The sequence below is a fragment of the Blautia faecicola genome (genome assembly GCF_004123145.1).
Lineage (GTDB): Bacteria > Bacillota > Clostridia > Lachnospirales > Lachnospiraceae > Oliverpabstia > Oliverpabstia faecicola.
In genome coordinates this window covers 2,153,537-2,166,532 of record NZ_SDKC01000001.1, presented here as the reverse complement: position 1 = coordinate 2,166,532, position 12,996 = coordinate 2,153,537, and the positions used below count along the sequence as shown (strand labels likewise).

12 protein-coding genes and 1 riboswitch are annotated in these 12,996 nt (G+C 46.9%); all 12 genes read left to right on the top strand.

What is annotated here, in order from left to right:
- Positions 1 to 58 precede the first annotated feature (58 nt).
- Positions 59 to 2,209 carry a hypothetical protein gene (locus ETP43_RS09740; RefSeq protein WP_129257918.1) on the top strand — a complete coding sequence of 717 codons (2,151 nt, stop codon included), beginning with the start codon at positions 59 to 61 and terminating at the stop codon, positions 2,207 to 2,209.
- 231 nt (positions 2,210 to 2,440) lie between these two features.
- Positions 2,441 to 2,725, top strand: coding sequence for a DUF2325 domain-containing protein (locus ETP43_RS09735; RefSeq protein ID WP_022172220.1), 285 nt, complete (start codon positions 2,441 to 2,443; stop codon positions 2,723 to 2,725).
- 22 nt (positions 2,726 to 2,747) lie between these two features.
- A complete protein-coding gene (locus ETP43_RS09730) occupies positions 2,748 to 3,299 on the top strand; it encodes a DUF3793 family protein (RefSeq protein WP_129257917.1) in 552 nt (183 codons plus the stop codon).
- A gap of 46 nt (positions 3,300 to 3,345) precedes the next feature.
- Positions 3,346 to 3,768: a flavodoxin gene (locus ETP43_RS09725; RefSeq protein WP_117523499.1), complete on the top strand. Its 423-nt coding sequence runs from the start codon at positions 3,346 to 3,348 to the stop codon at positions 3,766 to 3,768.
- Positions 3,769 to 3,899: 131 nt separating this feature from the next.
- Positions 3,900 to 4,805 (top strand): LysR family transcriptional regulator, encoded by a 906-nt coding sequence (locus ETP43_RS09720; RefSeq protein ID WP_129257916.1) that lies wholly within the window; start codon positions 3,900 to 3,902, stop codon positions 4,803 to 4,805.
- A gap of 120 nt (positions 4,806 to 4,925) precedes the next feature.
- Positions 4,926 to 5,104: riboswitch (cobalamin riboswitch) on the top strand.
- A 217-nt stretch (positions 5,105 to 5,321) separates the two neighbouring features.
- Positions 5,322 to 6,914, top strand: a complete 1,593-nt coding sequence (locus ETP43_RS09715; protein WP_118316064.1) for an ABC transporter substrate-binding protein — start codon at positions 5,322 to 5,324, stop codon at positions 6,912 to 6,914.
- Between the two features lie 97 nt (positions 6,915 to 7,011).
- Positions 7,012 to 7,950 carry a nickel ABC transporter permease gene (gene nikB, locus ETP43_RS09710; protein ID WP_181951938.1) on the top strand — a complete coding sequence of 313 codons (939 nt, stop codon included), beginning with the start codon at positions 7,012 to 7,014 and terminating at the stop codon, positions 7,948 to 7,950.
- Positions 7,951 to 7,955: 5 nt separating this feature from the next.
- Positions 7,956 to 8,783 carry a nickel transporter permease gene (gene nikC, locus ETP43_RS09705; protein WP_129257915.1) on the top strand — a complete coding sequence of 276 codons (828 nt, stop codon included), beginning with the start codon at positions 7,956 to 7,958 and terminating at the stop codon, positions 8,781 to 8,783.
- Positions 8,784 to 8,794: 11 nt separating this feature from the next.
- A complete protein-coding gene (locus ETP43_RS09700) occupies positions 8,795 to 9,586 on the top strand; it encodes an ABC transporter ATP-binding protein (protein WP_022400502.1) in 792 nt (263 codons plus the stop codon).
- Entirely contained in the window at positions 9,579 to 10,553 is a 975-nt protein-coding gene (locus ETP43_RS09695; RefSeq protein ID WP_022400501.1) for an ABC transporter ATP-binding protein, read from the top strand. The genes ETP43_RS09700 and ETP43_RS09695 overlap by 8 nt, the downstream gene beginning before the upstream one ends.
- 21 nt (positions 10,554 to 10,574) lie before the next feature.
- Positions 10,575 to 11,936 (top strand): MATE family efflux transporter, encoded by a 1,362-nt coding sequence (locus ETP43_RS09690; protein ID WP_164979679.1) that lies wholly within the window; start codon positions 10,575 to 10,577, stop codon positions 11,934 to 11,936.
- Between the two features lie 73 nt (positions 11,937 to 12,009).
- Positions 12,010 to 12,912 carry a LysR family transcriptional regulator gene (locus tag ETP43_RS09685; RefSeq protein WP_022400499.1) on the top strand — a complete coding sequence of 301 codons (903 nt, stop codon included), beginning with the start codon at positions 12,010 to 12,012 and terminating at the stop codon, positions 12,910 to 12,912.
- Positions 12,913 to 12,996 lie beyond the last annotated feature (84 nt).

Below are 12,996 nucleotides of genomic sequence, written 5' to 3'. Positions count from 1 at the left end.
TGCAGAAAGAATCCGAGAGTACATAATAAAAGAATGGCTGAAAAGGGAGAAAAAAGATATGAAAAATAAAATCAAAGACAGGATTCTCCGACTGACTCTGGGCGTTGGCGTGGCTGCGGCTGTGGGAATGACCGGATGTGGAAAGACAGATACCTCATCGGACAGTGCGCAGACTGCGAAGACAGAAGATGCCAAGGAGGCAGCGTACGCACAGGAAGCATCCAAAACTTCGGATGATACCAAAAAAAAGGATACCGAAGAAAAAGACAAGACAGAAACGGTCTATGTAAAAAGCGATGCCAAAGGCAATCCGAGAGAGATCACCGTACAGACAAAGCTGAAAAATACCAGCGACGGCGATACAATTGAGGATTACACGAATCTGACGGATATCAAGAACAAAGAAGGGGACGAAGCCTTTACACAGAATGCAGACGGAACCATCGAGTGGGAAAATCACGGAGAGGATATTACCTATGAGGGAACCGGAAGCGAAGAACTGCCGGTGGATGTGAATATCAGCTATGAACTGGACGGTCAGCCGATCGAGCCGGAAGAACTGGCGGGAAAGAGCGGATCGCTGAAGATCCGGTTTGACTATAAAAATAAAACCACACAGACGATCAAAATCGAAGGAAAAGAAGAGCAGGTCAGTGTGCCGTTTGCGGTGATCTCCACGATGCTGTTATCCGAGGATCACGCGTCCAATATCAAGGTGGAAAACGGAAAAGTCATGGATATCGACGGACAGAAACTGGTCGTGGGATATGCCTGCCCGGGACTGACGAAGAGCCTGAAACTGACAACGTATGAACCAACGGAAGATATTGATATTCCGGAGTATGTAGAAGTGATGGCGGATGTCACGGATTTCTCTCTGGATTTTACGGCGACGATCATTTCCTCCGGGCTTCTGGAAGATATGGATCTGAAAGATCTGGATGATGTGGATGAGATGTCGGACAACATGAAAAAACTGGAAGAAGCAACCGACAAACTCTCTGACGGCGCCGGTACACTGGAAGACGGTATGAAAACATATCAGACCTATCTGGATCAGTACCTGTCCGGTGTGACAGCGCTCGATCAGGGAGCGGGTGCGCTGGAGAGCGGACTGCAGGTGATGAATGAAAAAAAAGGTGATCTGCAGGCAGGGGCAACCCTTCTGAAAGAAAGCCTTACCACGCTTCACGATACACTGGCAGCGATCCAGCTTCCACAGGGAAGTTCGGTGGATCTGTCCGGTATGGAGACAGCGGCAAAACAGCTGGAGGCAGACGAAACGAAGCTGAATGAAGTGCTGACGGAGATGGGAACCGGACTTGCCGAGATGCAGGAACTGGCGAAAGAAGCTGCCGGTTATCAAACAACAGTGGAAACACAGCTGGAAACCGCGAAGACGGCACTTGATGCGATTGACTGGACAAAGCTGGATCAGGCAGTGAGAGCGGACAGCCAGACAAAGGCAGATGCGGCGATTGACAGCGCGATGAAAAAAGCACTCGAAAACTACGGACTGAGCGCAGAACAGATCCAGGCGGCATCAGGAGAAGTAAAAACAGAGGTAAACGGAGCACTGGATCAGATATCGGTAAGCGATGAAGCAAAGGCGCAGATCAAGAAGGCAAAAGAGGCGCTGGAAGCCATTCCGACGATCACCATACCGGAAGTTTCTCTCGATACCGGAAAACTGACAGAGACGTTGAACGATATGCAAAAACAGATGAAAATTCTGGCAGGCTATAGTACCACTCTTGGCACGGTATCTCAGACGGCGGCAGCAGCCCTGCAGGAATTACAGACCGGTCTTACCGCATTACAGACCGGAACCGCACAGTTACAGGAGGGAAGCGGTCAGTTAGAAGCCGGAGTGGCAGCTTTTGGAGAAGGTATCCAACAGCTGTATCAGGGCTCCACCGCACTGCATCAGGGCAGCGGTCAGCTCTCCTCCGCAGGAACCGCACTGATCAGTGGTCTGGATACGATGATCTCCGGCATGGACAGCCTGCATCAGGGACTGATCAAATTCGACGAGGACGGTATCCGGGAACTGAGCGATCTGACAGGAAAAGATCTCACGAATTTGGCAAACCGTATCCGCGCTTTAAAGAAAGTAGACGGAAAATACGACAATTATGGCGGTATCCGCGAGGGTGAAACCGGAAGTGTCCGTTTCATCATCGAGACCGACGAAATAAAAGCAGAATAACCAATGGGGACGGTTCCAACAACCACTGAGAACCGTCCCCATTGGTTTTTTTAGAATTCCTAGAAAAATACTAAGAAATTAGTTGACAACTAGCAAAAGTTAGTGTACACTAATTTCAACGGTTAGATAAAACTAACAAAAGAAGAAACAGGTAACATTTTTAAGACAAAAACCGGTGAGATCCCGGATGGAGCGTTTATAAAAAGTATTTGACAAAACAGGAGGAATCATATGAGCGTTGTAATCGTAGGCGGACATGACCGCATGGTAGCGCAGTATAAAAAGATCTGCAAATCCTATAAATGCAAGGTAAAAGTATTTACCCATATGGGAGCAGATTTCAACAAACAGATTGGATGTCCGGATCTGCTGGTATTATTTACCAATACCGTATCCCACAAGATGGTGCGCTGCGCACTGGATGAGATCGACGGAAAACATACCGATGTGGTTCGCTGTCACACCAGCAGCGGAAACGCGCTGACCGGTATTCTGGAAAACTGCTTTGCAAACTAAGAGGATGTGACGGAGGAGAGACATGCTGGAAAAATATCTGATCGATCACTGTTCTCCAACACTGGCGTCTTTAAAGACAGCGAATATGTTCAGCTGTCCGTATGAGTCGGGCGAGAGCCTGGCGGAAGATGTCTGGCAGTGGAACCTGCAGATGAAGGACAAAGGACTTTATCTTACCATTCTTCGAAAGAGCGAAAAAAAAGCGCTGGTTTATCTGTGCAGACCACAGAGACTGGAAAACGATCTTCACAAACCGGGGGTGCAGAAGTTCCTGCGGGCGTGTGGATATCAGGGAGAACACTGGGAAGAGGCACTGAAAGAACTGAAAGAAAGATTACATATGTGCGAGAAGTTCCCACATGAGATCGGTCTGTTTCTCGATTATCCGCTGGTCGATGTGATAGGATTTATCCGTAACACCGGAAAAAACTGTAAGTGTTCCGGCTGCTGGAAAGCCTATGGCAATGCAAAAGAAGCAGAAAAAACATTCTGCAAATACAAAAAATGCAGAGAAATCTATTCCCGTCTGTGGGAAAATGGCAGGAGTGTTTTGCAGCTGACTGTAGCTGCTTAACCATAAAAACGGGGGGAATCCCGTAAATATCAGGAGGAATATAAAGATGAGTAAAGTAGCAGTTGTTTATTGGAGCAGTACAGGAAATACAGAAGCTATGGCAAATGCAGTAGTGGATGGAGCAAAAGAAAAAGGCGCAGATGTAACTCTGTATGAATGTGCGGATTTCCGTCCGGAACTGGTAGCAGATTACGATGCCATCGCATTCGGATGCCCGGCTATGGGAGATGAAGTGCTGGAAGAAGACGAATTTGAACCAATGTTTGACGGCTGCAAAGCTGAACTGAAAGACAAAAAAATCGCACTGTTCGGATCTTATGGATGGGGAGACGGTGAATGGATGAGAAACTGGGAGGAAAGCTGTAAAGAAGCAGGAGCTGTTCTGGCAACAGAGAGTGTAATCTGCAACGACATGCCGGATGATGACGGCGTAGAAAACTGCAAGGCACTGGGCGCAGCACTGGCATAAAGCTTTGACAAATAAAATCGAGGACCTTATGGATTCCGTAAAAAGAATCCGTAAGGTCTTTTTTTATGGAAAATCTTAGGGTATAATCAAAACATATTTTTACAGCACGACAGAAAAAGGAGCAGCAGGATATGACATTATTACAGTTACGCTATGCAATTACCGTGGCGGATTCCCGTTCGATGAATCAGGCGGCGCAGAAATTATTTATCTCCCAGCCCAGTCTCTCGGCAGCCATCCGGGAACTCGAAGACGAAGTGGGAATCGAGATTTTCCGGAGAACGAACCGCGGGATCCAGGTGACACCGGACGGAGAAGAATTTATCGGCTATGCCAGACAGGTCGTGGAACAGTATGCCCTGATCAAGGCACGGTATGTGGATAAAGAAAAAGTAAAGAAAAAGTTCGGTGTTTCCATGCAGCATTATTCGTTTGCGGTGCAGGCATTTGTGGAGATGGTGAAACGCTTCGGGATGGATCGGTATGAATTTTCTATTTATGAGACACAGACGTATGATGTGATCGAAAATGTGAAAAACTTCCGGAGCGAGCTTGGTATTTTATATCTGAATGATTTTAATCGGAAAGTGCTGGAAAAGATCTTTGAGGAAAATAATCTGGAATTTCATGAGCTTTTTGACTGTCAGGAATACGTTTACCTGTGGAGCGGTCATCCGCTGGCAAAAAAGAAAAAGATTACCCTGGAAGATCTGGAAGATTATCCATTTCTCTCGTTTGACCAGGGCAGCAACAATTCGTTTTATTTTGCGGAGGAAGTATTCAGCACCTATGAATACAAACAGTCGATCAAGGCAAATGACCGCGCGACGATGCTGAACCTGATGAAAGGACTGAACGGATATACGCTTTGCAGCGGCATTATCTGCGAAAATCTGAATGGTTCGGAATACTGTGCGGTAAAACTCTCCACAGAAGAAACGATGACGATCGGCTACCTGAAACGAAAGGGGATTCCGTTAAGTTCGATCGGAAAGGAATATCTGAAAGAGATCAGTAAATATAACGGTCAGGCATAGATCCTGGCGAAAAAACGGTCAGAAATCGTGAAAATGCGGGGAAAAGAGAAAAAATATATAACAAATTGGAATGGATAAATGCGTTGTCAGGATGCAGTTTCTCTGGTACAATGACAGACGCGTTACATTCAGGATATAAGTTGCAATAAGCATTGATAGAGAAAACGGTGCAAATCCGTTGCGGTCCCGCCACTGTGACAGGGAGCCGAGAATACGATCCACTGGGAGAGCGGAATTCCGGGAAGGGGTTTGAGGCGATGAACTGAAGTCAGGAGAACTGCTTATATCTTTGAGATGTTTCTCACGGCTGATGAGAACTCTTAAAATATGATAAAGTGATTTCCGGCATGATTCAGATGAAAACTTGTCTTATGACTGTGGAGGAGCCGGAAAACTACTGCGTCAGAAATTAAGAGAACAGTCTGCATAAAGCTACAGACTGTTTTTTCTATGCGATAAAACAGGAAATTTGCGAAACAAAAAGACAATACCAGACAAAACACAGGAGGAAAATCAGTGAAAAAGGAAAAGATACTGGCACTGCTGCTGGCAGGCGTAATGGCAACAACGGTTCTGGGAGGATGCGGAAGCAAAGGAAGTGACAGCTCCTCTTCATCATCAAAAGCTTCATCCGATGAGAAGGTTCTGAACTTCGGATGTGCAATGTACACCGACGGAAGCGTCAACACTGCAGGTGACGAGAACGGTGGCTGGAACGCGATGCGTTACGGAATCACAGAGACATTGTTCAAGTTCAACGATAACATGGAACTGGAACCATGGCTGGCAGAAAGCTATACCGTGAATGATGATCATACCGAATGGGTCGTTACCCTGAAAAAAGGTCTGAAGTTCTCTGACGGATGCGATCTTACTGCAAGCAAAGTAAAAGAAGCATACGAACATCTGAAAGAAGTAGGACCGTCCGGTTCCGCAAAACCGGAAAAATATCTGGAGTTCGAGGCAACCATTGATGCAGATGATGAGGCGGGTACACTGACAATCAAGACCACACAGCCTTACGCTAACCTGATGGGACAGCTCAGTCATCCGACCATGGGTATCGTAGACGTAGAGCATACGGAGAACTTTGATAACGGTACCATCGGAACCGGTCCGTACATGATCGATTCCTTCAACGGTGTGGGTGTCGGTTATACACTGGTCGCAAACCCGAACTTCCGGGAAGAAGTACCTTATGATAAAGTAAACCTGCTGTATATGGGTGACAACTCTGCGAAAGCAATGGCACTGGAAAGTGGACAGGTTGACCTGGTAGAGAACATCACCAACGTAGCAGATATCCAGAAATTCCAGGATTCTGATGATTATACCGTAGATATCGCAACCGGTGTGCGCTGCGGGTTCTCCTGGATGAACTTTGATGGCGTTCTGGGTAACAAGACACTGCGTCAGGCGATCCTGATGGCGATCGATTATGATACCATCTGTAATTCCAAGACGATCGGAGGACTGTATACACCGGGATTTTCCGTACTTCCATCCAACCTGTCCTATGGATATGAGAAACTGAACAATCCATACACCTATGATCCGGAAGGTGCGAAGAAACTGCTGGATGATGCGGGGATTGTAGATACAGACGGAGATGGTATCCGTGAGATTGATGGAGAAAATATCAATCTGCGTTATATTTCTTATGAAAACCGTCTGCTGAATGAATTTTCTGATGCACATACCCAGTATCTGACAGAGATCGGAATCGGTGTTACTTCCGAGTACGGAAGTTCTGATGATCAGTGGAGTAAGCTGGCAGCACTGGATTATGATTTTAACAACAACAACTGGATTACCGTAGGAACCGGAGATCCGTTCGCCTACATGGCAAACTGGGCAACAGAAAGCACTTACTGTGCATATTCCAATCCGGAATACGATGCCTTATATCAGGAACTGAAAAGTGAGATGGATGAGGACAAACGTGCAGATCTGATTTTCCAGATGCAGCAGATTCTGATCGATGATGCGGCAGTTCTGATCGACGGATACTACAACTCCAGTATGATCTATTCCAAAAATGTAGGATATGCGAAGATTCATACCGCAGATTATTACTGGTTAAGTACGGAGATTGTTCCGGCAGAATAAAAAACTCTGGAAACGCCTGGTTGTTTTTACAACCGGGCGTTATGCCGTTGCATGACAAGGTAACATGTATTTTTTGTAAAAGAAAGGTGTGAACGATTTGAATAAGAAGCAAATACTCATGCGTCTGCTGCAGATCATCGTGGTACTGTTCGGTATCAGTTTTATTACATTCGGTCTGACATATATGTCACCGGGAGACCCGGTGCGAAACATGTATTCCGCCAACGGTGTAATGCCGACCGAGGAGATGGTAGAGCAGACAAGAGAAGAGATGGGATTAAATGATCCGTTTTTTGTACAGTATGGAAGATGGCTTGGCAACTGTCTGCAGGGAGATTTCGGGAAATCCTATTCCCTGAACAAACCGGTAACAGAACTTCTGGCAGAGAGACTGTGGCCGACCTTAAAACTGACACTGATGGCGATGCTGCTGATGCTGGTACTTTCTATTCCCCTCGGTATGGCATCTGCTTTGAAAAAAGATACCTGGATCGATTATCTGGTACGGGGGATCACGTTTATCGGCTGTGCGATGCCGAACTTCTGGGTGGGACTTCTTTTAATGATGGCGTTTTGTGTCTATTTCCAGATTTTTCCGGTAATCAGTTCTGCGGGAGACTTTAAGAGTCTGTTCCTTCCGGCACTGACACTGGCGATCGCGATGACATCCAAATACACCCGTCAGGTGCGTACCGCAGTTCTTGATGAGCTGAGCCAGGATTATGTGATCGGCGCCCAGGCGAGAGGAGTAAAATGGTCCAGAATCGTCTGGTTCAATGTATTCCCGAACTCTCTGCTTCCTCTGATCACCATGTTCGGTCTGTCCATCGGATCTCTGCTTGGTGGTACGGCAGTAGTAGAAGTTATTTTTTCCTATCCGGGTCTTGGAAACCTTGCAGTGTCTGCGATCACTTCCAGCGATTATAACCTGATTCAGGGGTATGTACTGTGGCTGGCGCTGATTTATATGGTGATCAACCTGATCGTGGATGCTTCTTATGTATATATTGACCCGAGAATGAGATTAAAGGAGTAATGAGTATGAAAAAGAAGAATTTTTTTGCACAGTATAAGCAGTTTACCTTTTTTCTTATTCTGGCTGTTGTGATCATTCTGATTGCAGTATTTGCCCCGGTTGTGAGCGGGGGTGTGGATCCGCTGAAAGGAAGCCTGGATGAAGCCCTTCTGGCTCCGAGCAAGGCACATATCTTCGGAACCGATAAGATGGGACGTGATATCTTTGCCCGTGTGATCTACGGAGCGAGAGCGTCTCTGACAGCAACGTTCGGCGTAGTTGCACTGATTTTCTTTATCGGAACCACACTTGGCGTGATCGCCGGATATTTTGGCGGTATCGTGGACAGCATTATCATGCGAATCGCTGATATGATGCTGTCTTTCCCGGGTCTGGTTCTGGCACTTGCAGTAGCCGGTATCATGGGAGCAAGCATGAAAAATGCAATTGTAGCCGTTGTCGTAGTAAACTGGACAAAATACGCCCGTCTCGGACGAAGCCTGGTTCTGAAGATCCGTCACTGTGACTATGTGGAAGCAGCGATCGTAACCGGTTCGAAAACACCGTATATGATCTTACGTTATATGTTGCCGAATGCACTGCCTACACTGATCATCACGGCAGCTACCGATATCGGTGGTATGATGCTGGAACTGGCAGCTATGTCCTTCCTGGGATTCGGAGCAAAACCTCCGGCACCGGAATGGGGCTATATGTTAAACGAAGGAAGAGCATGTATTCAGTCTGCGCCATGGATGATGATTTTCCCCGGTCTGGCAATTTTTATTGTAGTTGTAGTTTTTAATATGCTGGGAGATTCTCTCCGGGATATTCTGGATCCGAAAGACGAGTAAGGAGGGCAAACATGGTAAATATGTTACAGTTGAAAAATGTGACCGTTTCCTATAAGAATGTACCTACCGTGCAGGATTTTAACCTGGATATGAAACAGGGACAGATCGTATCACTGGTAGGTGAATCGGGAAGCGGAAAGACTACCGTGATCCGTGCCGTTCTTGGACTTCTGGCAGGAGGCGGAGTGGTTTCCGGGGGAAGCATTACGTTTGAGGGAAAGGATCTGCTTTCCTATAACCGCGAAGAGTGGAGAAACCTGCGCGGCAGTGAGATCTCCATGATCTTTCAGGACAGCGGTGCGATGATGAACCCGACAAGAAAGGTTGGAGATGTATTTGTGGAATATCTGCGCACCCATGAAAAAATCTCGAAAAAAGATGCCTGGGCAAAAGGCTGTGGGATGCTGGAAAAAATGAATCTTCCAAGCCCGGATAACGTGATGAAATCCTATCCGTTCCAGCTTTCCGGCGGTATGCGCCAGCGTGTGGGAATCGCGATGGGCATGTCCTATCAGCCGAAACTGCTGCTTGCGGACGAACCGACCTCCGCACTGGATGTGACAACACAGGCACAGATCGTGCGCCAGATGATGGAACTGCGCGATGATTACGGAACCAGTATCATCGTGGTGACGCATAACCTCGGAATCGCAGCGTATATGTCTGATTATATCGTGGTTATGAAAGATGGAAAAATGGAAGATCAGGGAACGAGAGAATATATTCTGCATGAGACCCGGAATGCATATACCAGAAGTCTTCTGGGTGCCGTTCCTTCCGTGGGAGGTGAGAGATATGTCTGAATCAAAAGAAGTAATCCTGGAAGCAAAACATGTGACCCGGCGTTTTCGTACGACAGACGGACGGACACTGCTTGCCAACAACGATGTCAATCTGAAGTTTTATAAAGGAGAGACACTGGGACTGGTAGGAGAGTCCGGCTGTGGAAAAAGTACGTTTATGAAATTTCTGGTATCTCTCGATATCCCTTCCGAGGGTGAGATCCTGTACCGTGGAAAAGATATCACAAAATTAAAGGGAGAAAAACTGCGTCAGAACCGCCAGCATATTCAGATGGTTTTTCAGGATCCGACCGCATCCTTTAATCCGAAAATGAAGATCCGTGATATCATATGCGAACCGTTACTGAACTTCGGGAGAATCAAAAAATCCGAAAAAGAAGAAAACTGTCGCAGACTTCTGGAGCTGGTAGAACTGCCGGCAGAATTTTCGGATCGTTATCCACATAATATGAGCGGCGGTCAGAGACAGCGTGTGGCGATCGCCCGTGCCCTGGCTCTGGAACCGGAAGTGATCATCATGGATGAAGCAACCTCCGCACTGGATGTATCGGTGCAGAAGACGATCATCGAGCTGATCACGAAATTACAGAGAGAAAAGAATATTACGATCGGATTTATCTGTCATGATATTGCGCTGATCGAGCAGTGTGCCCATCAGATCGCAGTCATGTATCTGGGAAATGTGGTGGAAGTACTTCCGGGCGGACAGCTTTCCAAAGATGCTGTGCATCCGTATACGAGAGCACTGATGGGGTCTGTCTTCGATATTAACATGGATTTTTCCAAACCGATCGAGAACCTGGAAGGAGAAGCGCCAAGCCCGCTGGAGCTGCCGGAAGGCTGCCCGTTCCAGGGACGATGCACCAAATGCATGGCGATCTGCAAAAAAGAAGCTCCGCAAATGGTCAGCCTTACACCGGATCATCAGGTCGCCTGTCATCTGTATACAAAAAATATGCAGAAATAAATAAAACGGGAGAAAAGTAAGGTGAAAGAAAATAAGAGTAACAGTCTGATTGAAGGAAACATTGGGAAAGCAATTTTATTCTTTGTGCTGCCTCTGATCGTGGGAAGCCTGATCCAGCAGCTGTATGTGACGGTGGATGCAATCATTGTAGGACGGTTTGCAGGAAAAGTGGGATTGGCAGCGATCGATTCGATCAATACGCTGTTTAAGTTCCCGATCAACTTTATGAATGGTCTGGCGGCAGGAGCAACGATTATTATTTCCAGGTATTTCGGAGCGAAAGCTATAGAGCATCTGCATCGTTCGATCCGTACGGCGGTCACGATCGCATTTGTCCTGGGAATCATCAGTTCTTTCGGAGGCGTACTGCTTGCTCCGCAACTGCTGAAACTGATGCGTGTTCCGGCGGATATCTACAGGGATACGCTGATATACTGCACGATTTATTTCGGTGGTCTGTGGTCCCTGATCCTTTATAATATGGCAGCGGGGATCCTGCGTGCCTTCGGGGATTCGAAACGTCCGCTGTATGTACTGCTTGTGAGCAGCTGCATCAATATTTTAGGTGATCTTCTTTTGGTAGGTGTTCTGCACCTGGGAGTAGGCGGTGCGGCTGCTGCCACGGTTGCGGCACAGATCGTCAGCGTGGTTCTGACCTTTCTGTTCCTTGCGAGAGAAGAACATCTTCGCGGAAAAGTGCATGTCTGGCATCTGCATTTTGGCAGAGAGCATATGGCGATGATGATCCGTACCGGATTTCCGCTTGCCCTGCAGTCCATGCTGTTTCCAATCGCAAATTCCATCGTACAGGCGAGTGTCAATACGATGGGAACCGACAGCATTGCAGCCTGGAGTATCTGTGACAAGCTGAACATGCTGATCTGGCTGCTCGCCGACTCCATGGGACCGGCGATGACGACTTATGTTGCACAGAACCTTGGTGCCGGACAGAAAGAAAGAGTCAAAAAGGGAGCGGTGATCGGAACCGGAATCTCCGTACTTGCGGTGGGAGTCGTCAGCCTGTTTCTGTTTTTTGCCTCTGGATGGGTCGGTCCGTGGTTTATTGATAAAAAAGATGCTCAACTTTTAATTCCACTTGTGGTAAAATATATGCAGATGATGGCGCCGTTTTATCTATTTTATGCGATTGCGGAAGCATTATCCGGTGCAAGCTGCGGTTTAGGGGAGACCGTTGCACCGATGATTACGACGCTTCTCAGTATCTGTCTGTTCCGGGTATGCAGTATCTGGGTGATCCTTCCGAAGTTTGAGACGATGGAATGTATCATCTGGATCTACATTGCTTCCTGGATCGTGGCAGGTCTGTCTTTTATCGGATTATTCTGGTATAAGAGCAGAAGAAAATTACAGGAAGACAGGTAATGCATCCGGAAAACAGCTGAAACAGAAAATGTAAGATTCCGGACATACCTGTCGGAAAAGATGGGAGTATCGTATGGAATTAAGAGAATTACAGTTCTTCGTTGTGAGTGTGGATGCAGGAAGTTTGAGTCGGGCTGCGCAGATTTTGTATACGACGCAGCCGCATGTAAGTAAAACAATCAAAAAGCTGGAGAGAACACTTGGGTATCAGCTTCTCGAGCGAAGTAAAAAAGGTGTGGAGCTTACGAAAGAGGGAGAAAAAGTATACGATCAGGCGAGAAAAATGTTAAGCTCTATGGAAGAGATCCAGAGGATCCATACGGAGACACGTGAGAGCACGATCCGTATCGCATCCATGCCAAGCAGTCTTCTGAGCGAAGAATTTGCCACGTTTCTTGCCGAACATCCGGAACTGCGAGCCGTCTATTATGAGGAAGCACTTGAAAAGATCATTCATCATATCTGCCACCGGCAGGTGGAGGTCGGCTTTGTGTTTATCTCCAAGATGCAGCGGCAGGCGTTTGAGCGGATGATACAGAAGAGAAAGATGACGTTCACACCGTTAAAAGAAAAAGATATGGCATTGTATGTGGGACCGAATCACCCGTATTATGAAAAGGAGTATGTGACAAAAGAAGAACTGCGAAATCTTCGCTATGTACAGCATGAGGAAGATCAGATTTCTCTGCTTCATACCTCAGGACATCTGCAGGAAGATCTGATCGACGGCAGAGACTTTCAGCAGATCGTCACGGTAAACAGCAGTTCACTGATGCAGGAACTTTTGAGAGAGACAGATCTTGCCAATCTCAGCTGTGATCTGCAAAAGGAGAAAGAGAGGGACAGCCGGATCCGGACCATTCCGATCCGGAAAAGTCATGCGAAAGTCTGCTTCGGTTATCTGCACCGACAGGACTGCCAGCTCAGGAGCTACACGGAAACATATCTGAAACGATTGCAGGAAAAACTGAAATAATAGACAAAAAAAACAGGAAAAATTTGTTGTTTTCATACAAGGTCATGATTGCAAATCTTCCGGAAAATGGTATGATAAAGAATG